23 protein-coding genes are annotated in these 25,645 nt (G+C 68.4%); 5 read left to right on the top strand and 18 right to left on the bottom strand.

All coding sequences use genetic code 11. The features are described 5' to 3' along the window. Nucleotides 1–204: 204 nt before the first annotated feature. Nucleotides 205–1,515: an aspartate aminotransferase family protein gene (locus ACTIF2_RS22930; protein ID WP_439499437.1), complete on the bottom strand. Its 1,311-nt coding sequence runs from the start codon at nucleotides 1,513–1,515 to the stop codon at nucleotides 205–207. Between the two features lie 99 nt (nucleotides 1,516–1,614). Here ACTIF2_RS22930 and ACTIF2_RS22925 point away from each other — a divergent pair, with 99 nt between their 5' ends. Further along, complete coding sequence (locus ACTIF2_RS22925) at nucleotides 1,615–2,496, top strand: LysR family transcriptional regulator (RefSeq protein ID WP_439499442.1); 882 nt, start codon at nucleotides 1,615–1,617, stop codon at nucleotides 2,494–2,496. A gap of 22 nt (nucleotides 2,497–2,518) precedes the next feature. Here ACTIF2_RS22925 and ACTIF2_RS22920 read toward each other — a convergent pair whose 3' ends face one another. Next, on the bottom strand, nucleotides 2,519–4,864 hold the full coding sequence (locus ACTIF2_RS22920; protein WP_439499436.1) for a molybdopterin guanine dinucleotide-containing S/N-oxide reductase: 2,346 nt from the start codon (nucleotides 4,862–4,864) through the stop codon (nucleotides 2,519–2,521). Between the two features lie 232 nt (nucleotides 4,865–5,096). On the opposite strand from ACTIF2_RS22920, the gene ACTIF2_RS22915 reads away from it, so the two are divergent. Next, entirely contained in the window at nucleotides 5,097–5,264 is a 168-nt protein-coding gene (locus tag ACTIF2_RS22915; RefSeq protein WP_439499435.1) for a hypothetical protein, read from the top strand. 33 nt (nucleotides 5,265–5,297) lie between these two features. Here the strand turns inward: ACTIF2_RS22915 and ACTIF2_RS22910 are convergent, their stop codons facing one another. Further along, nucleotides 5,298–6,482: an ROK family protein gene (locus ACTIF2_RS22910; protein ID WP_439499434.1), complete on the bottom strand. Its 1,185-nt coding sequence runs from the start codon at nucleotides 6,480–6,482 to the stop codon at nucleotides 5,298–5,300. A 117-nt stretch (nucleotides 6,483–6,599) separates the two neighbouring features. Here ACTIF2_RS22910 and ACTIF2_RS22905 point away from each other — a divergent pair, with 117 nt between their 5' ends. The 3 genes from ACTIF2_RS22905 to ACTIF2_RS22895 are packed head-to-tail and all read left to right on the top strand — an operon-like array spanning nucleotide 6,600 to nucleotide 9,627. Continuing rightward, the gene (locus ACTIF2_RS22905) at nucleotides 6,600–7,343 is read left to right on the top strand and encodes a glucosamine-6-phosphate deaminase (RefSeq protein ID WP_439499433.1); all 744 of its coding nucleotides are present in this window, start codon (nucleotides 6,600–6,602) and stop codon (nucleotides 7,341–7,343) included. 18 nt (nucleotides 7,344–7,361) lie between these two features. Further along, complete coding sequence (locus ACTIF2_RS22900; RefSeq protein ID WP_439499432.1) at nucleotides 7,362–8,414, top strand: N-acetylglucosamine-6-phosphate deacetylase; 1,053 nt, start codon at nucleotides 7,362–7,364, stop codon at nucleotides 8,412–8,414. A 19-nt stretch (nucleotides 8,415–8,433) separates the two neighbouring features. Continuing rightward, nucleotides 8,434–9,627 carry an ABC transporter substrate-binding protein gene (locus ACTIF2_RS22895; RefSeq protein WP_439499431.1) on the top strand — a complete coding sequence of 398 codons (1,194 nt, stop codon included), beginning with the start codon at nucleotides 8,434–8,436 and terminating at the stop codon, nucleotides 9,625–9,627. Between the two features lie 6 nt (nucleotides 9,628–9,633). On the opposite strand, the gene ACTIF2_RS22890 is transcribed toward ACTIF2_RS22895, so the two are convergent. The 15 genes from ACTIF2_RS22890 to ACTIF2_RS22820 form a co-directional block, all read right to left on the bottom strand. Beyond that, nucleotides 9,634–10,638: a Gfo/Idh/MocA family protein gene (locus ACTIF2_RS22890; protein WP_439499430.1), complete on the bottom strand. Its 1,005-nt coding sequence runs from the start codon at nucleotides 10,636–10,638 to the stop codon at nucleotides 9,634–9,636. Then, nucleotides 10,635–11,660, bottom strand: a complete 1,026-nt coding sequence (locus ACTIF2_RS22885; RefSeq protein WP_439499429.1) for a Gfo/Idh/MocA family protein — start codon at nucleotides 11,658–11,660, stop codon at nucleotides 10,635–10,637. The genes ACTIF2_RS22890 and ACTIF2_RS22885 overlap by 4 nt, the downstream gene beginning before the upstream one ends. 1 nt (nucleotide 11,661) lies before the next feature. Further along, nucleotides 11,662–12,852 (bottom strand): extracellular solute-binding protein, encoded by a 1,191-nt coding sequence (locus tag ACTIF2_RS22880; RefSeq protein WP_439499428.1) that lies wholly within the window; start codon nucleotides 12,850–12,852, stop codon nucleotides 11,662–11,664. Between the two features lie 226 nt (nucleotides 12,853–13,078). Next, nucleotides 13,079–14,572: a carboxypeptidase M32 gene (locus ACTIF2_RS22875; RefSeq protein ID WP_439499427.1), complete on the bottom strand. Its 1,494-nt coding sequence runs from the start codon at nucleotides 14,570–14,572 to the stop codon at nucleotides 13,079–13,081. Between the two features lie 115 nt (nucleotides 14,573–14,687). Beyond that, entirely contained in the window at nucleotides 14,688–16,226 is a 1,539-nt protein-coding gene (gene glpD / locus ACTIF2_RS22870) for a glycerol-3-phosphate dehydrogenase (protein WP_439499426.1), read from the bottom strand. A 122-nt stretch (nucleotides 16,227–16,348) separates the two neighbouring features. Continuing rightward, nucleotides 16,349–17,125: a DeoR/GlpR family DNA-binding transcription regulator gene (locus tag ACTIF2_RS22865; RefSeq protein ID WP_439499425.1), complete on the bottom strand. Its 777-nt coding sequence runs from the start codon at nucleotides 17,123–17,125 to the stop codon at nucleotides 16,349–16,351. Nucleotides 17,126–17,243: 118 nt separating this feature from the next. Beyond that, complete coding sequence (locus tag ACTIF2_RS22860; RefSeq protein WP_439499424.1) at nucleotides 17,244–18,080, bottom strand: ATP-binding cassette domain-containing protein; 837 nt, start codon at nucleotides 18,078–18,080, stop codon at nucleotides 17,244–17,246. A 142-nt stretch (nucleotides 18,081–18,222) separates the two neighbouring features. After that, on the bottom strand, nucleotides 18,223–19,482 hold the full coding sequence (locus tag ACTIF2_RS22855; protein ID WP_439499423.1) for an NAD(P)/FAD-dependent oxidoreductase: 1,260 nt from the start codon (nucleotides 19,480–19,482) through the stop codon (nucleotides 18,223–18,225). A gap of 91 nt (nucleotides 19,483–19,573) precedes the next feature. Further along, complete coding sequence (locus tag ACTIF2_RS22850; protein ID WP_439499422.1) at nucleotides 19,574–19,924, bottom strand: RidA family protein; 351 nt, start codon at nucleotides 19,922–19,924, stop codon at nucleotides 19,574–19,576. Nucleotides 19,925–19,985: 61 nt separating this feature from the next. Next, nucleotides 19,986–21,446 (bottom strand): FAD-dependent oxidoreductase, encoded by a 1,461-nt coding sequence (locus ACTIF2_RS22845; protein ID WP_439499421.1) that lies wholly within the window; start codon nucleotides 21,444–21,446, stop codon nucleotides 19,986–19,988. Continuing rightward, nucleotides 21,443–21,772: a (2Fe-2S)-binding protein gene (locus tag ACTIF2_RS22840; RefSeq protein ID WP_439499420.1), complete on the bottom strand. Its 330-nt coding sequence runs from the start codon at nucleotides 21,770–21,772 to the stop codon at nucleotides 21,443–21,445. The genes ACTIF2_RS22845 and ACTIF2_RS22840 overlap by 4 nt, the downstream gene beginning before the upstream one ends. Next, nucleotides 21,753–22,892: an NAD(P)/FAD-dependent oxidoreductase gene (locus ACTIF2_RS22835; protein ID WP_439499419.1), complete on the bottom strand. Its 1,140-nt coding sequence runs from the start codon at nucleotides 22,890–22,892 to the stop codon at nucleotides 21,753–21,755. The genes ACTIF2_RS22840 and ACTIF2_RS22835 overlap by 20 nt, the downstream gene beginning before the upstream one ends. A 6-nt stretch (nucleotides 22,893–22,898) precedes the next feature. Then, nucleotides 22,899–23,699, bottom strand: a complete 801-nt coding sequence (locus tag ACTIF2_RS22830) for an ABC transporter permease (RefSeq protein ID WP_439499418.1) — start codon at nucleotides 23,697–23,699, stop codon at nucleotides 22,899–22,901. Then, nucleotides 23,696–24,562 (bottom strand): ABC transporter permease, encoded by an 867-nt coding sequence (locus ACTIF2_RS22825; RefSeq protein WP_439499417.1) that lies wholly within the window; start codon nucleotides 24,560–24,562, stop codon nucleotides 23,696–23,698. The genes ACTIF2_RS22830 and ACTIF2_RS22825 overlap by 4 nt, the downstream gene beginning before the upstream one ends. After that, the gene (locus ACTIF2_RS22820; protein ID WP_439499416.1) at nucleotides 24,559–25,611 is read right to left on the bottom strand and encodes an ABC transporter ATP-binding protein; all 1,053 of its coding nucleotides are present in this window, start codon (nucleotides 25,609–25,611) and stop codon (nucleotides 24,559–24,561) included. The genes ACTIF2_RS22825 and ACTIF2_RS22820 overlap by 4 nt, the downstream gene beginning before the upstream one ends. Between the last annotated feature and the right edge of the window lie 34 nt (nucleotides 25,612–25,645).

The following is a 25,645-nucleotide window of genomic DNA, read 5'->3' as shown; positions in this document are numbered from 1 at the left end:
CGAGGATGTGATCAGGTTGACCTACGTTCCTGCCTGATCTCGCGACTTCCCGGATGAAAATCGTCGCCGAAGTCCGGCCTTGGGTGGGGTCCTAAGCGACCGGAACGGCCCGCTTCGGTGGCGAGGCCCGACGACATGGCGCGTGCATAAGGGGCAGCTATCCACCAACCGCTCCAGGCCCGCAGGGCAGCCGGGTCTTCCGCGTCAGGCGGCGCTGACCACGGCGTCGACCGCGTCCGACATGATCTCGAGACCGCGATCGATTTCGGCATCCGAGACCGTCAGGGCAGGGGCGATGCGGAAGACGCCGCCCATCCCCGGCAGCTTGACGATGTTCATGCTGAGGCCCCGGCGCATGGCCTCGTCCATGATCCGGGCCCCGAGCTCGAAGCCGGGCGCCTTGGTTTGCCGGTCGACGACGATCTCGAGCCCGAGCAGGAGCCCGCGCCCGCGCACGTCGCCAATGCATTCATGTCTCTGCTGCAGGGACAGCAGGCCCTTCCTGAGCCTCTCTCCCCGCGTCGTCGCCTGCTCGACCAGCCGGTCGCGCTCGACCACGTCGAGGACCGTGACGCCGACCGCCGCCGGCAGCGGATCGGAGACATGGGTCGTGTAGAACAGGAAGCCCCGCTCATAGGCCGTCTGTTCGATGGCTTCGGAGGTCATCACGGCGGCAAGTGGCAGCCCGGCGCCCAGGGTCTTGGACAGGGTGAGGATATCGGGCGTGACGCCGTCGCGCTGGAACGCGAACATGTGGCCGGTCCGGCCGATCCCCGTCTGGGCCTCGTCGAGGATCAGCAGCATCCCCCGCTCCTCGCATTTGCGCTTGAGCGCGGCGAGATAGCCTGGCGGCAGTTCGAGGATGCCGCCGCTCGACAGGATCGGTTCGGCGATGAACGCCGCGAGGCTGCCCGTCGACTGCCTGTCGATCAGCGAGAAGGCGTCGTCGAGCTCGGCCTGCCAATCGTTGGAGCCGTCCGGATGCGCAAAGCGCGGCCGGTAGGAGTTCGGTGCGGGGATGACGAAGGATCCGGCCGCGGCCGGCCCGTAGCCCCGGCGGCCGGCGCTGTAGGTGGCCGAGGCTGCAGCTCCGGTCATTCCGTGCCAGCTCTGAGCGAAGGCGACGACCTCGTGTCCGCCGGTCACCAGCTTCGCCATGCGAATGGCCGCTTCGTTCGATTCCGCTCCCGTCGTCAGGAGCTGCACGCGGTCGAGGCCGGGAGCCAGGGCAGCCAGACGCGAGGCCAGATCGACGACCGGGCGCGACAGCATTCCGCTGAAGAGATGAGCGACCGACCGCATCTGCCGATCGACGGTCGTGACGATGTCGGGATGGCTATGGCCGAGGACGGCGCTCATCTGGCCGGACGTGAAGTCCAGAATCCCGCGACCATCGGCATCATAGACGAAACTGCCCTCGGCGCGCTCGACGATGATCGATTCAAACCCGGGTCCGTAACGCGTGAGATGCTTGTTCGCGGAGGCCCAGAATGCGGGGTCGCTGTTCAGAGACATGGAATCACCTCGGGGATGGCCATTCCCACAGCGCTAGCCGCGCTTGCATCAGCAGACAAATTGATATTGCTTCTTTCCGATATCGATTGGCTTGATGGCATGCCGACGCTCGACCTCGCACTGCTCCGAAATTTCTCCGTGGTCGCCCGCACGGGGTCGATCAGCGTCGCGTCCGTGCAGGTCGGCCGGACGCAGTCGGCGTTGAGCATGCAAATTCAGCGCCTCGAAGAGCTGATCGGCCAGCCGCTCCTGCATCGGAGCGGCTCCGGCGTGCGGCTCACGGCAACAGGGGACAAGCTCCTGGCACATGCCGGGTCTCTCCTGGCCAAGCATGACGAGATCCTGGCCGACATGTGCGGCGCAGGCCTCGGCGGCCCGGTGAGCTTGGGGTGCCCGGAGGATTATTCGATCGCCTTCCTGCCGGATCTGCTGAGGGGCTTTTGCGCGCTTCATCCGGATGTCGAGCTGCGCATGGTCTGCGCGCCCACCTCGGAGCTGCGCCCGCTGCTGCAGCGGCGGCAGATCGAAATGGCGCTCGTGTCGCTCTCCGACGCGGTCGGCAGCGAGGTGATCCGGCAGGAGAGCTTCGTCTGGGTTGCCAACGAGGCCGAGCCGGGCGTTCTCGGCCATGCCAGCCTGCCGCTGGCGCTTTCGGCGCCCATGACCATCGACTACCGCGCTGCCTGCGCCGCCATGGAGGCGGTCGGCCGCCGATACAGGGTCGCCTTCGCCAGCAACAGCCTCGCCGGCCTGATCGCGATCGCCCGCTCCGGTCACGCCATCAGCGTTTTGACCCGGACGGCCGTCCCGCCGGACCTCCACATCGTGTCGGCCGGATTGCCGACGCTTCCCACGATCGGCATTGCGCTGGAATTCACCGAGCAGCGGCCATCCTCAGCCGCTCGGGCCCTGGGCGATCACATCCGCGCCGTGCTGCCCACCCTTCGATCCGATCCGGCCTCGGTTCCCGACCTGCGGTAGGCGAGAAGACGAGCGCGCTGCGTCAGGCCTGCGGAACCGGCTGTGCCGCGGGCGGCTCATAGGCCTGGATCGGCGGGAGGTTCCCGGTGAAGCGCTCGACCTGCACGGTCGTGAGCTGGCCCGTGCAGCCCTGCGCGAGCGCGGAGGTCCCGACATCGCGTGTCAGGACATTGGGATTGCCGTGCACGCAAAGCGGCTTGTCCTCGGTGGGGTCGATCGGGTCGTACCAGGCGCCGGTCGGCAGCTGGATCACGCCCTCGCGGATGCCGTCGGTGACGATGACGCCGGCGAGGCAGGCGCCGCGCTCGTTCGAGATCCGGATGATGTCGCCCTCGGTGATGTCGCGCGCCGCCGCGTCCTGCGGATGCATGCGCGCGACTTCGCGGCCGCGATGCTTGGAATCGCCGCTATGCCCGCCGAAATCGAGCTGGCTGTGCAGCCGCGTGCGCGGCTGGTTGGCGACCAGCCTCAGCGGCGCCGCCTCGTCAGGCACGTTCGTGGCGCCGAGCCAGGCCGGGTGACCGGGGCAGTCCGGCTCGTTGAAGCTCGCGATCGTCTCGGAAAAGATCTCGAGCTTCCCGCTCGGCGTCGGCAGGGGCTTGCCGTCCGGATCGTCGCGGAAAGCCCGCAGCCGGCCGCCATCGTCGGATTGCTGCGGCAGCTCAAAACCTTCGCCGGCCCAGAACTCGGCGAAGCTCGGCGCCGGAAGCCCCATGGCCGCCAGCCCCGCCCGCGTGGGCTCATAGAGATGCTCGAGCCATTCGCGCACCGAGCGGCCCTCGGTGAAGGCCTCGCGCGTGCCGAGGCGCTCGGCCAAGTCGGCGAAGATCGCGTAATCGTCGCGCGCCTCGCCATAGGGCTCGGCCGCGGGCTGCATCGGCACCAGCAGCGGGTCATTGGCGTTGCCGCCGATATCCTCGCGCTCCAGCGTCATCGTGCAGGGCAGCACGACATCGGCATGGCGTGCCGTCGCAGTCCAGGCGAGCTCGTGCACGACCAGCGTGTCGAGCTTGCCGAAGGCCTGCCGCAGCCGGTTCAGGTCCTGATGATGGTGGAACGGGTTGCCGCCGGCCCAGTAGACCAGCTTGATCTCGGGATAGATGCGGGTCTGGCCGTTATAGCGATAGGACGTGCCCGGGTTCAGCAGCATGTCCGAGATGCGCGCGACCGGAATGAAATCCGCCACCGGGTTGCGCAGCTGCGAGAAGGTCGGCATCGGCACGGCATTGTAGCGCCGCCCGTAATAGGCGATCGCGCCGAGGCCGTAGCCGTAGCCGCCGCCGGGCAGGCCGATCTGTCCGAGCGCGGCCGCCAGCACCATGCCCATCCAGACCGGCTGCTCGCCATGCTCGGCGCGCTGCAGGGCATGCGCGACGACGATCAGCGCGCGCCGGCCGTGCAGGCGCCTGGCGAGCGCCACGATCTCGTCTGCCGGAACGCCCGAGATCGCAGCGGCCCAGGCGGCGTCCTTGGGCTGTCCGTCCGTCTCGCCGAGCAGGTAGCGCTCGAATACGGGCCAGCCGACCGTATGGCGCTCCAGGAAGTCGCGATCGTGCAGCCCGTTGACGACGAGCGTGTGGACGAGCGCCATCATCACGGCGGTGTCGCTGCCGGGGATGATCGAGAGCCAGTCGGCGCCGGCCTCCTCGGGCAGGTCGCTGCGCAGCGGCCCGACCAGGACGAACTCGCAACCCCGCGCCTGCGCCCGCGCCATCGCTCCGCGCTCGACATGCTTGCTGATGCTGCCGCCGGCGACCATGCTGTTCTTCAGCGCCATGCCGCCGAAGGCGACCACGATCTCGCTGTGCTCGGCGATCTGGTCCCAGGAGACGTTGCGCTTCACCAGGTCCTCGTAGTCGCCGATGATATGCGGCACGAGCACCGAGGACGCGCCCGACGAGTAGCTGTTGACCGAGCGGACATAGCCGCCGGTCGAGCTGTTCAGGAAGCGGTGGATCTGGCTCTGGGCATGATGGAAGCGCCCGGCGCTGGCCCAGCCATAGGAGCCGCCGAAGATCGCGCCCGGGCCGTGATCGTCGCGCACGCGCTTCAGCTCGGCGCCGAGCAGGTCGAGCACGGCGCTCCAGGACATCGGCACATACTCGTCGCGGCCACGGCGGTCGTCCGGGCCCGGTCCGTTTTCCAGCCAGCCGCGCCGCACCATCGGCTGCGCGATCCGGGCGCGATGACGCAGCGCCGCCGGAAAATTCTGGATGATCTCGTTGGGGTCGGGGTCGCCGGCATGCGGGCGCACCTCGAGCCTGCCGTCCTGCATCCGCGCCGAGAAGACGCCCCAATGCGAGGTGTGCGGGCGGAACGGCTCGTCCTTGGCGGGCGTGTCGGGCGTCAGAACGGTCGATGCGGTCATCGCGTGTCTTTCCTCGGCAAGGGAAGCTGGAACGACGCTCCCCACCATTCAGCATATTTTCCACAGATCGCAAGGAAACGCAGCGGCAATCGGCTCTGGACGGATATGCATGCGCTGGTCTTGTTCTTCCGGGGCCGTGGCCTGGAACGAACGCGCCGCTGTCCGGTTTCACTGTGCTAGCATTCGTCCAGTCATCGGGAGGCATTTCGCCTCGCCGGTTTGCGAGGTTCCCGTGAAGCAGCCCATCGTGATCCATACCGAGGAAGACTACGAGCAGGCTCAGCAGCGTGTCGCCGAGCTCAGCGCCGCGGCCGATTCCGCCGGCAAGGAGAGCGAGCTCGCAGCGCTCGCGGAGGCCATGCTGGCCTGGGAGCTGCGGCGCGACACCGCCGAGGAATAGTTTTCGCCCTTACGCTGGGCGTCCCGGCGTGGCTCACGAACCTTGCAGCAGCGCCACAGTCGCCCTCTCGAGCAGCGGCGCCGCCGCACCGCGGATTTCGTGATCGCGGCCGACGCGGTCGCTGCTCAGCTCCGGCATGAGCAGCCCCTGCATCGTGCCCTCGGCGCGAAACAATGCGTCGAAATGGGCCCAGAGCCTCGCATTGGCGACCAGGGGGCCGGTGACGATGATCCGGGAGGGGAAGAACAGGCGGCTGGCATTGGCCAGCGCCCGCGCGAGCAGGCGGGCGGCCATGTCGACCTCCGGCACGCCGACGAGATCGCAGGCCGGCAATTGCCGGCGCAGCCGCGCCTCGTCCTCGGCGAGCTCGGGCCAGCGTTGGCGCAGCACGGGCAGGAGCGACCAGAGCGCCGCGCCGGTTTCGAGGCAGGCACTGTTGCCGCAGCCGCAGCGGCGGCCATCCAGGACCGAAAAGCGCCAGTGGCCGATCTCGCCAAACGAGCCTCCCGCGGGCGCCAGCGATCGCCCGCCGGCCGCATAGCCGAGCCCGATCCCCCAGCCCCAATGCAGCAAGAGTGCGCCATCAGCGAAATTTTCAGGCTCGCGCGCCATGCGGTCGCGCAGCTCGGCATCGAGATTGCGGCAGATGTCGACCGGGCCGGGAATGCCCTCCAGTGCGGCCGGGATGTCGAGCCCGCGCAGCTTCGGCCAGCGCGACGACATCAGCCATTGCCTGCGGCGAGGGTCGAGCAGGCCCGACAGCGAGACGGCGGTGCCGGCATGGTCCATGCCCCGCGGAGCGGCCGCATGCAGCTCGCCCGCCAGCCGCGCCAGGACACCGGAGATCGCTGCATTATCCGCATCGGCGCCGACCTCGACGCTGCGCGCCTCGATCGCCTGGCCGTCGAGATCGATGAGCGTGCCGACCAGGGCCTGGCTCGCGACATGGATCACAGAGGCGCCGATGCGGCGCGGATTGGCCACAAGGATTCCGGCCGGGCGGCCCCTGCCGGCCCTCTCGCCTGCGGTCTCCATGATCAGGCGCCGCGCCAGCAGGTCGCCGACCAGGCGTGAGGTCGTCGTCGAGCGCAGGCCCAGCGTTGCACTGATCTCGGGGCGGGAACGGGCCTGCCCACGGGCGACGAGCGTGAAGGCGCGAGCCCGGTCACGGTCTCGGGCGTCAGTGAAGGGCAGGGTGTCGAGTGCGGGCAATGTCATTGGCGCTCACATATAAGAACCGATTGGTTCAAAAATTGAGATTGCATTCTGCAACGCCTCTCATAAGCTTTATCTGAGCTTTTGGAACAATTCGATCTCATATGGTTCAAAAATAGCATGATCGCGACCCGTATCCTCCCGGACAAGCAGGCGCTCGGCGCTGAGGCCGCCGCACTCGGCGCGAGCGCCATTCGCGAGGCGCTCGCCCGCGATGGCCAGGCGACGATCGTCGTCGCCACCGGTGCCAGCCAATTCGACACGCTGACGCATCTGGTCGCGGCTGACGGCATCGACTGGTCGAAGGTCACGGCCTTCCATCTCGACGAGTATGTCGGCCTGAGCGAGGCCCATCCGGCGAGTTTCCGCCGCTATCTGCGCGAGCGCTTCGTCGCGCCGCTGGGCGGCAAGGTCGCGTTCATCCCGGTCGATGGCGAGGGCGATCCGGAACAGGAGGCACGCAGGCTCAACGAGCTGATCGCCGGGCGCCGGATCGCTGTCTGCTTCGCGGGCTTCGGCGAGAATTGCCATCTCGCCTTCAATGACCCGCCGGCCGATTTCGAGACCGAGGCGCCCTATATCGTGGTGACGCTCGACGAGGCCTGCCGCCGCCAGCAATTCGGCGAAGGCTGGTTCCCGAGCCTCGAAGACGTGCCGGAGCGTGCGATTTCGATGAGCATCAGGCAGATCCTCAAAAGCGAGCTGATCGTGCTGTCGGTGCCGGACGAGCGCAAGGCGCGGGCGACGCGCGATGCGCTCGAGGGACCTGTCAGCCCGCTCCATCCCGCCTCGATCCTGCAGACCCACAAGAATACGGCGCTCTTCCTCGATCCGCCCGCCGCCTCCCTGCTGACCCGCGGCTGAGGACAGGAGGCGCTCGCCATGCAGACCGCAGGCCTCGTCGATCTCCAGGTCAACGGCTTTGCCGGCGTCGACTTCAACGCGGGCGAGATCACGCCGGCCGCGGTCGACCACGCGCTCGAGGCGATGCTGGCGACCGGCGTCACGACCTGCCTGCCGACGATCATCACCGCCCATCCGCATGAGCTGGAGCAGCGCCTGCGCGCCCTCGACGCCGCGATCTCGGCAAGCCGCCTCGGCCCGCTGGTCTGCCCGGGCTATCATCTCGAAGGCCCGTTCCTGAACCCGGCGGAGGGTTATGCCGGCTGCCATCCGGCGAACGCCATGACCGCCGCCGATCCCGGGCTGGTCGAGAGGCTGGAGCGGGGGCTCGAACGGCCGATCCTGATGGTCTCCGTGGCGCCGGAGATCGCAGGCGTGCCCTCCCTGATCGCGGCGCTGCACGAACAGGCCCGGATCGTCGCGCTCGGTCACACGGCGGCGGATTTCGACCAGATTGCAGCGGCGGCCGATGCGGGGGCGGCGCTCTCCACCCATCTTGGCAACGGCATGCCGCAAGTGATTCACAAGCTTGCCAATTCGATCTTCGCCCAGCTCGCCGAGGATCGTCTCTGGGCGAGCTTCATTGCCGACGGCATCCATCTTCACCCCAAGGCGTTGAAGTCGATGCTGCGCGCCAAGGGGATCGCGCGCTCGATCCTGGTCACCGACGCGGTCTCGGGCGCAGCGTCCGAGCCGGGCCGCTATCCGTTTGCCGGGATGAGCGTCGAGCGCAGGGCCGATGGCTCGGTGCGCCAGCCGGGCGGCGTCTCGCTGGCAGGGTCGGCGCTGTGCCTGGACCAGGCCGTGCGCAACATCGTCTCATGGGGATTGGCGAGCGCCGAGGACGCGATCGCGATGGCCTCGCGCCATCCGCTCGCGGTGCTGGCGCCGGCCTTGGAGGCGAGGGGGATTGTGCTGCCGCCGAACGAGGTGACCTGGTCGGATGCGCTCGCGATCGCCTGCGTCCGCCTCGGCCCCGTCGAGCGTCATGTCACCGGAGCAACGGGGCCGGTGGCCCGTAAATCGGCTTAACCAGAAGGGGAGAGACAAGATGAGCAAGGATCCGACTGCAATCGATCGCCGCGCCGTGCTGGGCGGACTCGCCGCGATGGCGACGGGCGCGCCTGCTGCTTTTGCGGCCTCGCCGCCGCTGCCCGCCGCTCCGGTGGTGATCAGCGTCATGGATGTCGGCGGAGCGCTCGCCTTGATGCAGAGGGCCTTCGAGGACTATCGCGCGGCCAACCCCAAGCTGGTCTCGCGCATCGCCTTCGTGAAGGCGCCGGCGCCCGAGCTCGCCAGCAAGCTCAAGGCGCAGCAGGATGCCGGCAAGGTCGATCTCGACCTGATCCTCACCGGCAGCGACGGCCTCGCCGCGGGTCTGGAGCAGAAGCTCTGGCAGAAGATCCTGCCGGATTTCGCCGACAAGTTTCCCAATATCGAGGAGAACTACGAGCCGGCGGCGCTCAACCTGCACAGGGCGCAGGGCGACGGTTTCGGCGTCGTGGTCAATTATTACCCGTCCGGTCCGCTGCTCGAATATATGCCCGACCGGGTGAAAAGCCCGCCGACCACGGCCGAGGAGCTGCTGGCCTGGGCCAAGGCCAATCCCGGCAAGTTCATGTATGCCCGTCCGACTAATTCCGGCCCCGGCCGGACCTTCATGATGGGCCTGCCCTATATCCTCGGCGACAAGGACCCGCAGGACCCGGTCGGCGGCTGGGACAAGACCTGGGCCTATTTGCAGGAGATCGGCGAACATATCGAGTACTACCCGGCCGGCACCGGCGCGACGATGAAGGAATTCGGCGACGGCTCGCGCGACATCATCATCTCGACCACGGGCTGGGACATCAATCCGCGCGCGCTCGGCATCGTGCCGAAAGAGGCGAAGATCCAGACCCTGAAGGGCTTCCACTGGGTCTCCGACGCCTTCTTCATGTGCGTGCCGAAGGGCATTCCGAACGACCGCCTCGCCGTGGTGCTCGACCTGATGGCCTATGTGCTGACGCCAAAGGCCCAAGCCTATTCCTACGATGAAGGCTATCTCTATCCCGGCCCGGCGGTGAAGAACGTGCCGCTCTCACTCGCGCCGGAAGCGAGCCAGAAGGTCATCGCCGAGTTCGGGCGGCCGGAATATGCAGACCTGATCGCCAAGAACCCGATCGAGCTGCCGCTGAAGCCCGACAAGATGGTCGTGGCCTTCCGCAAATGGGACGAGCTGGTCGGCGCCAAGCGCAAGCGCTGAAACGCGTCAGCGCCGGGCGGCGGCCAGGATCTCGTCGACGAGGCGCTGCGATGTCAGCGCCTCTTCCCCAGTGACGACGGGCTGGCCGCCCGTCTCGATCGCGTCGAGGAAGTCGGTAATGACGGCGCGGTGCGCATCATGGGGGAAATCCATGATGTTGGCGCCGCTGCCGGTGCTGCCCTCCGCCTCGACGACCTCGCGCCGGCCGTCGAGAAAGTCGAGGGTGAGCGTGCCGCCGACGAGCGCGGCAAAACCCTTCGTCCCGATGATCTCGATGCGCTCGGGATGGCCGGGATTGGCTGCCGTCGTCGCCATCAGCGTGCCCGGCGCGCCATTGCCGAGCTCGAGCAGGGCCGAGGCGAAATCCTCGGTCTCCATCCGGTGCAGGGCGGTGGTCCGCGCCTGCGCCGCGACCACTTTCGAGACGCCGACGAGCGACCGGAACAGGTCGAGCGAGTGGATCGCCTGGGTCAGCAATACGCCGCCGCCGTCGCGCGCCAGCGTGCCGCGGCCCGGCTCGTCGTAGTAGGCCTGCGGCCGCCACCAGGGCACATTCAGGAACGCCGCCTCGACCGTGCCGAGCTCGCCCGCATCGAGCGCCGCTTTCAGGCGCAGGCTCGCCGGCCGGAACCGGTGCTGGAGCACGACGCCGAAAACCTTGCCCGCCCTGGCGCCGGCCGCGACGAGGCGCTCGCCGCGCTCGACGGTCAGTTCCAGCGGCTTTTCGACCAGGACATGCTTGCCGGCCTCGAAACAGCGCGAAGACACCTCCAGGTGGCTGCTGGGCGGCGTCAGCACGATGACCGCCTCCACCGCCGGATCGGCCAGCACCGCGTCGAGATCGGTCGTCACGGGGAAGGGGAATTGCTTGCGATAGGCCTCGACGCGCTCGGTCGAACGGCTTGCCGCCCAGCGCATGTCGACGCGCCCAGCAAGGTCGATCAGGCTGCGGGAATGGGGCAGGGAGGCCGGCCCGAGGCCGATGACGGCGACGCCGATCTTGCGTGTCACAGGCGGGAATCCTGGTTGCCGGCGGGAAGCCGAGCCGCTTTCGCCTGCGCCTCCAGCGCGAGGCGGCAGACCGTGAAGACATGGTCCTGCGCAACGGCGCTCTCGGTCCGCTTGGCGATGTCGGCGACGAGGTTGCGAAAATAGGTCAGCGGCTCGCCGGACGCGTCGATATGGCGCGTGCCCTTGCCGTCGACCAGGAAGAGATGGTCGGTGCCAGGCCTGCCGGCGATATCGACATATTTGCGCAGCTCGATCGTGCCTTCGGTGCCCAGGATGGTGAGCCGGCCGTCGCCCCAGGTCGGCAGCCCGTCGGCGGTGAACCAGTCGACCCGGATATAGCCGCCCGCTTGCGAGCTACGCAGCAGGATCTCGCCGAAATCCTCGAAATCGGGCAGGTCGGGCACGCCGAAATGACCGACGCCCGAGGCGACGATCTCGGCATCCCGCGACCCGGTGAAATGCAGGAACTGGTCGATCTGATGCGACGCGATGTCGGTCAGGATGCCGCCGAAATACGCCGTGTCGAAGAACCAGGACGGCCGGATGGCGCGGTTGAGCCGGTGCGGCCCGAGCCCGATCGTCTGCACCACGCGCCCGATCGCGCCGTCGGCGATCAGCTTGCCCGCGACGAGGGTCGCAGGCACGGTGAAGCGCTCCGAGAAGCAGACCGAGAAGATCCGCCCGGTCTCCTTCACCGCCGCCTCGACCTCCGCGAGCTGGGCGAAGCTGGTCACGCCCGGCTTGTCGACCATGACGTCCTTGCCCGCCCGCATCGCCTTGACGGCAAGCGCGGCGCGCTCCGACGGAATGGCGGCGCAGACGATCAGGTCGATCGTGGGATCGTCGATCAGCCGCTCGCCATCCACCGGCAGGAGGTCCGGAAAGCGTTCCCGAAACCCGTCGAGCACGCGCGCGTCGCTGGTGCGCGGATCGAAGCCGGCACAGATCGCGCCGGCTTCGAGAAGACCTCCGACCATATGGTAGATATGGCGGTGGTCGAGGCCGATGGCGGCGAAGCGCATGCTACTGGGGCGCTCCGTGGCCGACGCCGATCTCCTGATCCCAGCGGCGGAAGGCGGCGACGAGCCGTTCCGGCGTCAGCGGCGGCTGCGTCGGCAGCTTGACGATCAGGTCATCATATTCGGGACGGCCATATTCGGCGAGCACGTCGCGGCTTTCCTGCGGCGCCATGGCCAGCGTCACGCCCTTCACGGCCGGGCCGGGATAGAAATAGCCCTTGTCATAGGTCGCGGCCTGCGCCTCGGGCTTGAGCATGTGCGACATCAGCGCGAGCAGCACCGCGATCTTGTTCGTCGGCACGCCCTTGGGGATGCACATGAACTGGGTATCGGGAATCCAGTGCGTGTTGGCGAGCACGAAGACCTTGGCCTCCTTGGGCACGATGCCGAGCGCGCGCGGATTGATGTCCCAGCCCAGCGTCGAGACGATGACGTCGCGCGTGCCTTCGCCGAGTTCCTTCATCGTCGGGGTCGTGCCGCCGGGATAGTAGTCGACGCCGGTGCCGAGTTCCTTGAGATAGGCCCAGGTCTTGTCCCAGCCCTTCATCGGGTCGCTCGGGTCGGCGTCGCCGAGGATGTAGGGCAGGCCCTGCAGGAAGGTCCAGCCGGGGCCGGAATTGACCGGGCGGGCATAGGTGAAGCGCTTGGGATTCTGCTTCACATAGGCAAGGAATTCCTCGGCCGTCTTCGGCACGGTCTTGAGGCGGTCAGGGGCGTATTCGAACAGCGGACCGGACGGCGAATAGACGACGGCGACGCCCTCGTTCTGGCCGAAGTTCCGCTGCATCATCAATGCCTGCTCGTGATAGATCTCCTCGGCCTTGGGCAGGCCGGCCGCGTGGGATTTCCAGACATCGACCCACAGGCCCTGCTGGATGCCGTCCGACATCGCGCCCGGGCCGGTGAGCACGAGGTCGATATCGACGCGGTTCGCCTCCTGCTGCGCCTTGAGCTTGGCCGGCAGCTCCGGCGAGGGCGCTCGCGAAAAATTCAGCCGCGAGATGAGCTTGGGATTGTCCTTGGCGAAGCGCTCGATCGCGGCCTGGGTCAGCTGCAGATTGCCGGCGACGTCGATGATGTTGAGCGCGACGGGGCTGGTGGGCATGGGCAGGCCCTGGGCGAAGGCGCCCGTCGCCTGAAGTGCGGCCAGGCTCGCTGCTCCCTGCAGGACGCCGCGGCGGGTCACGTCGGTCATGGTTTCTCCCTGATGTCAGCCCGCTATTCGCGCCGCTGGACGAGCGTCGCGCCGGGGCATTGACATGTATACTAGTACACCAATGGCGCCGGCGGCTAGCGGGGAGGCCTTCGCCAAAAGGCGGATGACGGTTTCGCGGCGCGCATGGCGAGGCGCTCGCCGGCTGGATGCGGCGAGGCGTGCATGTCGTATGATTTGTGGTGGAGGGGTGGAGCAGCCGCTTGTGTCAGTCCGCCTTGCCGTAGCGCTGGCGCAGATGCGCCTTGAAGACGGCGGCATCGAGCGGCCGGCCGGTCGCGCGGGTCAGCAATTCGTCTGTCTCGAAGAGCGAGCCCTGGCTGTGGATGTTCGCCCGCAGCCAGCCGACGAGGGGCGCAAAATCACCGCGGCCGATCGCCGGCAGGATCTCCGGCTCGGCCCGGCAGGCGGCGTCGAAGACCTGCGCGGCCGTCATCGCGCCGAGCGTATAGGTCGGGAAATAGCCCCAGCCGCCGCTCGGCCAGTGCACGTCCTGCAGGCAGCCGAGCCGGTCGTCCGGAGGCACGATGCCGAGCAGGTCGCGCATCAGCGCGTTCCAGGCCGCCGGCAGTTCCGAGAGCGGCATCGCATCGGCGATCAGCGCCTTCTCCAGCCGGTAGCGCAGGATGACATGGGCGGGATAGGTGACCTCGTCGGCATCGACGCGGATGAAGCCGGGCTTGACCCTCGTCGCGTTGCGCCAGAGCGCCTCGGTCTCCCAGGCCGGGCCGGTGCCGCCGAAGGCGTCGCGCATCAGCGGCGCGGCGAAGCCGATGAACTCGCGGCTGCGGCAGGCCTGCATCTCGATCAGCAGCGACTGGCTTTCATGCAGGCTCATGCCGCGCGCCTGGCCGACAGGCTGGCTCATCCAGGCCTGGGGGCGCCCCTGTTCGTAGAGCGCATGCCCGGTTTCGTGCAGCACGCCCATCAGCGCCTTGGTGAAGTCGCTCTCGTCATAGCGCGTGGTGATGCGCACGTCGTTGTCGGCCCCGCCGCAGAACGGATGCGTCGAGATGTCGAGCCGGCCTCGTTCGAAATCGTAACCCAAGGTCGCCATCATGCTGAGGCCAAGCTTGCGCTGCGCCTCGACCTCGAACGGTCCCTGCGGCGCGGGAGCGGCCGGCCGCCTTGCCTGGACGGCGAGCGCTTCCTGGGTGAAGCCCGGCAGGAACCCGGCGAGATCGTCGAACAGGGCGTCGATCCGGTCCGAGCGCCCGCCCGGCTCATAGTCGTTGAGCAGGGCGTCATAGGTCGAGAGCCCGAGCTTCTCGCCCTTCGCCCTGCCGATCTCGCGCTGCAGTTTCAGCACCTCGGCAAGATAGGGCAGCAAGCCGGCGAAATCGGCCTCGGCCCGTGCCTGGCGCCAGCGCATCTCGCAGGCCGAGACGGCCTTGCTGGAGGCCTCGACGAGATCGGCCGGCAGCGCCGTCTCGACGCTCCAGACGCGCCGGATCTCGCGCAGGTTGGCGCGCTCCCAATCGCCCAGGCCGTCCGCCGCCTCGGCTGCGGCCAGCCAGTCGCCGATGCGCGGCTCGGTCACCATGCCATGGCGCATGACATGCAGCAGCGCCATGCTCTCGGCTCGTGTGCCGGCAGCGCCTCTCGGCATCATCGCGTCATTGTCCCATTGCAGGATGCCGATGGCGTTGGACAATGCGGCGACGCGGCCGAAATGGGCGGAAAGCTCGGCATAGGCGGTCATGGCAGGTCTCGCGTTCCGGTACGGGGCGACCCGCGCCGATGGTGAATCGGCGGCGATGGCCGCAGCGCAATCTGGTGCGCCATCCGGCAGGTCTGATCAAGCTTGGGGCTTGGGCTTATGCGCCGTCCGGTTCCGGGACGGGAGCCGCTTGGTGCATGAATGCGTCGAGAGCCTGTCGCTTTTCTTCCGAGAGGCGCAGGCCGAGCTTGCTGCGGCGCCACAACACGTCCTCGCCGCGCTGAGCCCATTCGGCCCGCATCAGATAGCGGACCTCGCGCTCATAGAGATCGGCGCCGAAATGCTCGCCGAGGTCCGCAAGGTCCTTGGCACCGGCGAGAATCTCACCGGTTTTTGTGCCATAGGCGCGGGCGAGGCGGCGGAGGGTGTCGCGTGCCAGCCAGGGATAGGCCGTGCAAAAGCCCTCGACGAGCGCCTCAAAACCCGTGACCGGGAAATCCCCGCCCGGCAGCGCGCCGTCGCTGGTCCAGGCCGGGCGTTTCGCCCAGGCCGCATGCGGCGCCAGTCGCGCTATGGCAGCCTCCGCCAGTCGGCGATAGGTCGTGATCTTGCCGCCGAAGACCGAGAGCAGCGGCGCCTCGGCCTCGGGCGCATCGAGCGTCAGGACGTAGTCGCGCGTCGCCTCCTGCGCCTTCGAGGCGCCGTCGTCATAGAGCGGGCGCACGCCCGAATAGGTCCAGACCACGCCGGCGCGGGTCACCGGCTGGCGGAAATACTCGCTGGCGGCGGCGCAGAGATAGTCGATCTCCTCCGCGGTCGCGGCGGCGCTGGCCGGGTCGCGGTGAAAATCGGCGTCGGTCGTGCCGATCAGCGTGAAATCGCGCTCGTAGGGGATGGCGAAGACGATCCGGCCATCGCCGTTCTGGAAGATGTAGCAGCGGTCATGGTCATAGAGCTTGCGCACCACGATGTGGCTGCCCTGGACCAGGCGCACGGCCGCCCGGGTGTTGGAGCGCACGACGCCGTCCAGAAGCTGGCCGACCCAGGGCCCGGCCGCGTTGACCAGCGCCCGGGCGCGGAAGACCTCGCGCTTGCCGTTGCGCACCGCCGTGATCCGCCACAACTCGCCTTCGCGCTCGGCCTCCAGAACCTTCATGCGCGTGTGGATCTCGGCGCCGCGCGCGGCGGCATCGGCTGCATTCAGCACGACCAGGCGCGAATCCTCGACCCAGCAATCCGAATATTCGAAGGCCTTGGTGAGATCGTCCTTGAGCGGCCGGCCGGCCGCAACCTGCCGGAGATCGAGCGTGCTGGTCGGCGGCAGCAATTTGCGCCCGCCGAGATGGTCGTAGAGGAACAACCCCAGCCGCAGCAGCCAGGCCGGGCGCAGGCCTTCGTGATGCGGCAGCACGAAGCGCAGCGGCCAGATGATGTGCGGCGCGAGCCGCCACAGCACCTCGCGCTCGAGCAGCGCCTCGCGCACCAGCCTGAACTCGTAATGTTCGAGATAGCGCAGGCCGCCATGGATCAGCTTGGTCGAGGCCGAGGACGTCGCGCTGGCCAGGTCGTTCTGCTCGAACAGGACGACTGACGCGCCGCGTCCGGCGGCGTCGCGGGCGATGCCGCAGCCGTTCACGCCGCCACCGATGATCGCGAGATCGAATGGCTGAGCCGGGCTCAGGCGAGGGGCGTTCACGAAGGCTCTCCCGCGGAGGCGCAGGTGCGCATCCGATTTTCGTTTTTATGACGATAAGGAAGTAAGTGAACGGTAAAGCGAAAGCAAGCCGGCGGGGCAAAAATCCAGCGAACCGCGGCTGTTCAGTCCTGGCTGCCGACCTCGACCAGTTGCACGGCCTCGCTCGCGCACAGGGCCCGCAGGGCAGCCGAGGGCATCTCGTCGGTGATGAAGACATCGACCTGGGCGATATGGCCGATCCGGATCGGCGCGGCGCGCTCGAGCTTCAGCCGGTCGGCGACCAGCATGACCTTGCGCGCATTCTCGATGATCGCCTGCGAAACCCTGACCTCGCGAAAGTCGAAATCGAGCAGGGCGCCGTCCTCGTCGATCGCAGAGGCGCCGATCACGGCATAGTCGACCTTGAACTGCTTGATGAAATCGGCCGTGCTCATGCCGATCAGGCCGCCATCGGAGCGCCTGACCGGCCCGCCCGCCAGCACCACGTCGATCCGTGGCTGCCGGTAGAGCAGGGCGGCGACGTTGAGGTTATTGGTGATGACGAGCAGGTCCTCGTGCTGCATCAGGGCGCGCGCCACCTCCTCGGTGGTGGTGCCGATATTGATGAACAGGGAGGCATTGTTGGGGATCAGCCGCGCTGCGGCCTCGCCGATCGCCCGTTTCTCGGCCTGGGCGATGAAGCGCCGTGCCTCATAGGCGACGTTCTCGACGCCCGAGGCGATCACCGCGCCGCCATGCACCCGCGTCATCAGCTTGCGGTCGCAAAGCTCGTTGAGATCCTTGCGGATGGTTTGCGGGCTCACATCGAACCGCGCGGCGAGCTCGTCGACGCTGACCCGCCCCTGCGTTCGCGCCGTTGCGAGAATGTCGGCTTGCCGCGGCGTATTGAGCTGATCCATGCGTTCGTCCGCTCGCGCGTTTCGGATAATCTTCAGTTTGACATCAAAACACGCATTTCGTGAACGGCAAGTTGAAATCGCGCCGGCGTCCCGCGCGGCTGTGTCGGCGCGTGGCGACCTAGCGCGCGAACGCGACGGGCAGCCCGGTGTCGGGATGGGGCAGGACGCGCATGGCGACGCCATAGATGGCCTCGAGCGCGTCCGGCGTCATGATGTCGGCCGGCGTGCCGCGCGCGATCAGCCGGCCCGAATGCAGCGCGATGATCTCGTCGCAGAAACGGGCCGCCATGTTGACGTCGTGCAGGACGACGACGACGCCGAGGCCGCGTTCGGCGGCGAGGCGATGCACCAGCGTCAGCACCTCGATCTGATGAGCGATGTCGAGCGCCGAGATCGGCTCGTCGAGCAGCAGGCACTCGGCGTCCTGGGCCACCAGCATGGCGAGCCAGACGCGCTGGCGCTCGCCGCCCGAGAGCGTGTCGACCAGCCGCTCGGCGAAAGGCTCGATATCAGTCAGGGCCATGGCCTCGGCGACCTTGTCGCGGTCGGCCTGGCCGAAGCGCCCGAGCGCGCCGTGCCAGGGATAGCGGCCGAGCGCGACCAGCTCCTTGACCAGCATGCCCGAGGCCGGTGGTGTCTGCTGCGGCAGATAGGCGACCTTGCGCGCGAAATCCCGACCGCCCCAGGCATCCAGCGTCTTGCCCTCGAAACGGATGGTGCCCGACGTCGCCGGCTGCTGGCGGGCGAGCAGCTTCACCAGCGTCGACTTGCCCGAGCCGTTATGGCCGATCAGCCCGACGACGCGCCGGGCCGGCAGCGCCAGTGTCAGGGGTTGGAGCAGGGCCCGTCCGGCTATGGCGTAGCCCGCCTCGTCGAGGGCAAAGAGCGGTTCTGCCGGCGCGCCCGGCGCGTCGGAAGCGGCGGGGCGCGAAAGGAGGTCGGTTCCAGCGTTCATGGTCAGTGTCCGTCGCTCGTGACGCGCTCGTGTCGAAAGCGGTCTTGCCGTTCGACGGTTCGGTTAGCACAGCGAGGCGTGCTCGTCTCTCGTCAATGCGGGCTGCCTCGGACCATAAGCTCGCGGGCCGGCTCGCGCGCTTCTACGCGCCAAAGCGCCCGGGCGCATAGGGGCGCGGATCGGTGAAAGGGGCCTCTCCGGTCATCATCTCGCCGAGCAGTCGGCCGGTGACCGGGCCGAGCGTGAAGCCGTGATGGGCATGGCCGAAGGCGAACCAGAGCCCGTCATGCCGGGGCGCCTTGCCGATCACCGGCTTCATGTCCGGCAGGCAGGGCCGCGCGCCGCGCCAGGGCGCCGGATCGATCGCATCGCCGAGCGGAAAGAAGCGCCGCGCGATCTGCTCGGCCTGCGCGACCTGCCGGGCGTCGGAGGGCGCATCGCGCTCTGCGAGCTCGATGCCGGTGGTGAGCCGGATCCCGCGCGCCATCGGCGTCAGCATGAAACCGGCCTCGACATCGCAGACCGGGAGGCGCAGCACGGCGCAGTCCGCAGCCCGGTAATGCATGTGGTAGCCGCGCTTGACGGCGAGCGGGAGCGAATAGCCGAAACGCCGGCAGAGCTCTGTCGACCAGGGGCCGAGCGCGACCACTGCCGCGGCAGCCCGGTGGCGTTCACTCGGCAGCTCGACCTGCCAGCTGCGGTCATCCTGTTCCAGAGTCATGGCATCGCCCGTCACGATCTCGCCGCCGCGCGCCGCGAAGAGCTTTGCATAGGCGCGCGTCACGGCGCCCGGGTCGCTGACGGTGACGGGGTCGCGCCAATGCACGGCGCCGGCGAGATCGCCTTGCAAGGAGGGCTCGCGGCCGGCCAGGGCCTGACGGTCGAGGATGTCGTGGGTCAGCTTGTAGGCGCCGAGCTTTTCGGCGGCCTGCACGGCCTGCTCGAAATCGCGTTGCGTGCGGTAGAGCTCGAGCCAGCCGTCGCCGCGCATGAATTGTGCCGCGCCGGCCGCGTCGGCAAAGACCATATGCTCGTCGATGCAGCGCTCGATCAGCGGCAGCATCTCGGCGGCGATGGCATCCAGCCGCGCCGGTGCCGAATGCCACCAGTAGCGGGCGAGCCAGGGCAGCATGCGCGCCAGCGCCGCCGGCTGGTAGCGCACCGCGGTCGAGCGGTTCGCGGCATAGCGCAGGAGGGTGCCGAGATCGCGCGGGAAGGCATAGGGGATGACCGAGGCGCGCTCGATCAGCCCGGCATTGCCATGGCTGGTCTCGGCGCCCGGCTCGCCCTTGTCGATCAGCGTCACAGTGCGGCCGCGCGCCTGCAGATGCAGCGCGACGCTGACCCCGATGATGCCCGCGCCCAGCACGATGACGTCGGATTGCCTGGTCGTGCCGCTCATCGCCCCTCGACGCCCCCGTGCCCACGCCCTTATCAGGCGGCCGGACGGTGTCGAGAAGCCCCGATGACGATGGTGTGCCCCGCGTCCTGCGTCAGGCCTGGAGCGCCGTCACCACGATCTCGACCAGGGCGCCGCCGCCGAGATCGGCGACGCCGACCGTCGCGCGCGCCGGCAGGTTCTCGGGCGCGAGCCAGGCGGTCCAGGCCGCGTCCATCTCCTTCTTCTTCGACAGGTCGGTGACGAAGATGCTGGCCGAGACCAGCTTCGTGCGGTCCGTGCCAGCCTCGGCCAGATAGCCGTCGATCTTGGCGAGGATCTGCTCGGTCTGGCCGCCCATCGGCAGCGTCGTGTCGTCGGCGATGGTGCCGCCGACGAAGGCGTAGCCCTTTGCCGTGTCGATGCGATGCATGATCGGGGTGCGGATGCCGCGGGCAATGGTCATGGGAATGCTCCTTGGAGGCGAGGGGTGGTCATGATGGGAGAAAGCCAGGATCGCGAACGCGTCAGCGCACCACGGCCTTGACGGCGGCGTCGTTGCGCGGAAGCCCGGCGAGCTCGCCGAGCGTCACCGGTTTCACCGGCGGGCGCAGCCGGTAATAGCCGATCTCGGCCGGGCTCACGCCGCGTGCCTCCGCCATCAGCTCGACGATGGTCGGGCCACAGAGCCGGCCCTGGCAGGGTCCCATGCCGCAGCGCAGGAAGCTCTTGAGCTGGTTGGGGCCCTGCACGCCCAGCGTCGCGGTCGTCTCGCGCACCTGTCCGGCGCGGACCTCCTCGCAGCGGCAGGCGATGGTTTCGGGATCGCGCGGCGCGAGGAATTGCGGGGCCGGCTTGTAGAGGGCGTCGAGGAAGCGCCGTCCGCGCACCAGCTTGCCCAGTGCCGCACGGACCGGGGATGCTCGCCGGTCGCGCTCGCCTGCGTCGATGCGGCCGAGCTGGTGGGCGGCGGCCAGCGCCGCCAGGACGCCACGTTGCGCCGCGCTCTCGGCGCCGCCGATACCCGCCCCGTCGCCGGCGATGGCGATACCCGGCACGCTCGAGCCGAACCAGTCGTCGACGCGCGGCACGAAGGCGTGCTGCGCCTCGTCCCAGTCCTGCGCGCAACCGAGCGCGTTCGCCATGTTGATGTTCGGGATCACGCCCTGATGCAGCAGCACCTGGTCGCAGTCCAGGCTTTCGCTGCGGCCGTTGCGGGTGAAGATGACCGCCTCGGCCTTGTCTTGCCCGTCGATGCGCAGCTCGGTGACGCCGCCCAGCCATCTCAGCTTGCGCCGCGCCGTCGCCAGCAGCCTGAGGCCGCTCGCGAGATAGGGCGAGGCGAGGAAATCAGGCAAAGCGGGCAGCGCCGCCATCCAATTGCCGCGCGGCGCGGTATCGAGCACCGCGACGAGATTGGCGCCCGCGGCCTGCAATTGCGTCGCGAGCAGGTAGAGCAGGGGGCCGCAGCCGGCGAGCACCGTGCGGCCCTCCGGCACGAGCCCGGAACTCTTCAGCGCGATCTGGGCCGCGCCGGCGGTCATCACGCCGGGCAGGGTCCAGCCCGGAACCGGGAAGGGCCGCTCCAGAGCGCCGGTGGCGAGGATGACATGGCCGGCCTCGATCATCCGCGCCGCGCCGCCGAGCGAGAGGCCGATCTCGAACCCGGCCTGTGCCGGCTCGGCATCGATCGGTGCGGCCGACCAGACCGTCGTGCGCGGCGCATAGCTGCAGGACGAGGCCTCGAAGGCGCGCGCGAGATCGAGGCCGTGCCAGTAATGCTCGCCGAGCACGTCGCGCGCGGTAACCGGCGTGGTCGTGATGCTCCGATAGATCTGGCCGCCCGGCGTCAGGTTTTCGTCGGCCACCAGCACCGACAGGCCGAGCCCGGCTGCCGTCGTCGCGGCCGAGAGCCCGGCCGGGCCGGCGCCGACGATCATCAGGTCGTAGCGCTCGGCGAAATCCGGGATTGCGCGGATCGGGATCATGGCTGCCGCTCCCGCACGGCGTTCCGTGCCCGCGCGCCGTGCTGGATCTCGACGCTCATTCCGTCCTCGACCGCGATCAGGCAGGCCTGGCGATTTCCGACGCCGTCGATCACCACCAGGCATTCGAAGCAGACACCCATCATGCAATAGGGCCCGCGCGGCGCGCCGGAGACGGGCGTATCGCGAAACACCGCCGTGCCATTGGCGAGCAGGGCGGCTGCCACGGTGTCGCCGGCCCGCGCCGTCATCGGGCGGCCCTCGAAGGTGAAGCTGACGCGTGCGCCGGCCTGCCCGGCGGTGCAATGCTCAGAGGCCGGCCGGAACATGGAATCTCCGTGAGGTGAAGGTCGCGACGGCGTCCGGCAGCGGGCCGCCCGCGGCGATGGCCGGCGCCAGCGTCAGCGCGTGGTTGGCGGCGAGCGTCACGCCGGAATGGCAGGTCGCAACATAGGCGCCGGGATGAGCCTGCGACTGCTCGTAGATCGGAAAACCGTCCGGGCTCATGACCCGCAGCGCCGACCAGGTGCGGACGACGTTGAGCTCGCGCAGCCGCGGGAAGGTGCGCACGGCGCGCTCGGCCATCACCGAGATCACTGACATGCCCACCACCGTGTCGAAGCCGGCTTCCTCCTGGCTGTCGCCGATCATGATCCCGCCCTCGTCGGTCTGGCGGATCGTCACCATCGGGTTGCGCAGGAAGGGTTCGGCCTTTTCCGTGACGATGATCTGGCCCTTGCTCGGCTTGACCGGCGCTTCCAGCCCGACCATCGGCGCGAGCCGGGCATTGTCGAGCCCGGCGGCGAGCAGGATTTTTGGCGCGCGCAGCTCGCCCCAGGGGCCGGTGACGCGAAAGCCGTCCGCTTCCGGGGCGATGGAGGCGACGGGATGGCCCGGGCGGTAGTAGACGCCGCGCGCGGCCAGCGCCGCATGGAGCGCGCGAAAAAGCTTCAGCGAGTTTACATGCCCGTCCAGCGGGCTGTAGATCGCGCCGGCGACATCGGGCCCGATATCGGGCAGACGCCGCTTCGTCTCCTCGCGGCCGAGCACCTCGTAGGGGAAGTCGGTCATATGGGGCTGGTTGTGCAGCCGTGTCATGATCGCTGCGCGCTGCTCGAGCTCGGCCTCGGACAGGCAGATCGTGAAGCCGCCCGGCTGGCTATGGGCCACGTCGATCCCGGCTTCCTCCCGCAGGATCCCTGCGAGCGAATGCCAGGCCTCCGCCGAGCGCTTTGACCAGAGCGCGTATTCGGGATGGCCCAGCCCCTTCGACTGCACCCAGACCAGCGCGAAATTGCCGCGCGAGGCGCGATAGGCGACATCGCCCTCGTCGAGCAGCGTGACGCGCTGCCCGCTGCGCATCAGGCCGAGCGCCAGCGCCGAGCCGACGAGCCCGCCGCCGACGACGACGATGTCGGGTTCGCCTGGGGAAGAGGTGGTGATGGTCACGAAGGCTCAGCCCTTTCCGGCGCCGATGAAGAGACGGTCCAGGCCGAAGATCCGGTCCATCACGATCAGCATCAGGGCCGTCATGGCGATCAGGCAGGCGGATACGGAGGCGATCAGCGGATCGATATTGTCCTGGATGTAGAGGAACATGCGGACCGGCAGGGTGACGGTCGCGGGCGAGGCGATGAATACCGTCATCGTCACCTCGTCGAAGGAGTTGATGAAGGCGAGGATCCAGCCCGAGACGACGCCAGGCAGGATCAGCGGCAGGGTCACGCGCCGGAACACGGTTGCGGCATTGGCGCCGAGCGAGACGGCGGCGTGCTCAATGCGCTGGTCGATGCCGTAGGACGAGGCGAGCACCAGCCTGAGCGCGAAGGGCACGATCACGATGACATGGCTGAGGATCAGCCCGAGGAAGGTGCCGGAGATGCCGATCTGCGAGAAGAAGCGCAGGAAGGCGATGCCGAGCACCACATGCGGCACCATCAGTGGCGACATGAACAGCGCGGTCAGCGCATCGCGGCCGGGAAACCGATAGCGCGCGATCGCCAGCGCGGCGGGCACCGACAGCCCGACCGCGATGGTCGAGGAGACGGCCGCGAGCCAGAGACTGTCGCGGAAGGCCCGGATGAACTCGGGATAGGACAGGATCGCCTTGAACCAGCGCAGGCTCGGGCCTCGCGTCGGCAGCGAGAGATAGCCCTCCGGCGTGAAGGCGACGACGCAGACGATCGCCAGCGGCGCCAGCATGAAGATCACGAAGAGCGCGTGGAAAACGAGCGCGATGGGGCCGTTGCGGCTCATTCGAACACCTGCGCGTAGCGGCGTTCGATCAGCCGGTTCGAGCCGACCACGATGGCGATCAGCGCGATCAGCAGCAGCGTCACCACGGCGGCGCCGAGCGGCCAGTTCAGCGTGTTGAGGAATTCGTCATAGGCGAGCGTCGCCGCGACCTTGAGGCGTCGCCCGCCGATGATCGCCGGCGAGGCGAAGGCGCTTGCCGCGAGCGAGAAGACGATCACCGAGCCCGACAGGATGCCCGGCACGATCTGCGGCAGCACGACCCTGAACCAGATCGTCATCGAGCCGGCGCCGAGCGAGCTCGCCGCATTCTCGACCTGGGGATCGAGCCGCTGCAGCGCCGCCCAGACCGCGAGGATCATGAACGGCATCAGCACATGGGTGAGCGCCACGATGACGCCGGTCTCGGTGAACATGAAGGGCAGCGGCTCGTCGATCAGCCCGATGGCCTGCAGGCCCTGGTTGACCAGCCCGGTCGAGCCGAAGAGCAGCGCCCAGCCGAGCGTGCGCGCCACGACCGAGACCAGCAGCGGGCCGATCACCGCGAGCAGGAAGATGCCGCGCCAGGGCGGTGCCATGCGGTTGAGGATATAGGCCTCCGGCACGCCGATCAGGATCGTCGCCAGCGTCGTGATCACGGCGATGCGGAAGGTCCGGGCGAAGATTTCGAGGAAATAGGAATCGCCGGCGATCTCGCGCCAGTTCTTCAGCGTGAATTCCGGGACGATGCCCTTGTACTGCCCCCAGTCGTAGAAGGAGAGCAGGATCGTCATGCCGATCGGGATGATCACCAGCCCTAGGAAGACCAGCCCCGCCGGCGCCGTCAGCAGATAGGGCGTGCGGGTGGCGGCAACGGTTTCGCTCATGGCGCGGCCGCCGCATCGAGGATGACGCAGTCCGCCGGCGCGAAGGCGAGGGTGACGTTCTCGCCCTCGGCCGGAACCTGCGCGCCGTCGTTCTGGCGCACGACGGTGACCTTTCCTGCGGCCGTGTCGACTTGCAGGATCCAGAACAGGCCCTGGAAGACGCGCGATGTCACCGTGCCGTCGAGACCATGCGCACCGTTTGCGGCAAGGCCGACGCGTTCCGGCCTGACGGCGAGCTTGACTGGGCCTGATCTCGCGACGGGCGCGGGCAGGCGGAAATTGCCGACCACCGCCATCGGCGCGCCGCCTTCCATGGCGACGGTCGCGTTCAGCAGATTGGTCTTGCCGAGGAAGTTCGCGACGAAGGCGCTCGCGGGGTGGGCATAGGCCTCGTCGGGCGCGCCGATCTGCTCGGCACGGCCCTTGTTCATCACCACGATCCGGTCCGACAGCGCCATGGCCTCGTTCTGGTCATGCGTGACGAGGACCGTCGTGGTGCCGACGCTGCGCTGGATCGCCCTGAGCTCGCCCTGCATCTCCTCGCGCAGCTTGGCGTCGAGATTGGAGAGCGGCTCGTCGAGCAGGAGGAGCGCGGGCTTGATCACCAGCGCGCGAGCGAGCGCCACGCGCTGCTGCTGCCCACCCGACATCCGGCGCGGGAAGCGCTCGGCGAAGCCCTCGAGCCCGACCAGTTTCATGACGTCCGCCGTGCGCTTGTCGCGCTCAGTGCGGTCGATGCCGCGCATCTCCAGGCCGAAGGCGATGTTCTGCGCGACATTCATGTGCGGGAACAGGGCATAGCTCTGGAAGACGATGCCGAGGCCGCGCTTGCTGGGCGGGACCGAGGCGAGATCGGCGCCGTCGAGCAGGATGCGCCCGTTGCTGGCCTCGACGAAGCCGGCGATCATTTGCAGCGTCGTGGTCTTGCCGCAGCCGGAAGGCCCGAGGAGCGAGATGAATTCGCCCCTCTCGACCGTCAGGCTGAGATCGTCCACCGCGAGCTGGCCGCCATAGCGCTTGGTCAGCCCCTCGATGACCAGATGTGTCATATGTGCCTGCCGGTCGCGCGCGCCGAACGAGGCG

This window comes from Allobosea sp. (assembly GCF_051860145.1).
Lineage (GTDB): Bacteria > Pseudomonadota > Alphaproteobacteria > Rhizobiales > Beijerinckiaceae > Allobosea.
Note: the sequence above shows the minus strand (reverse complement) of the source record. Positions and strands in the feature narration are given on the sequence as shown.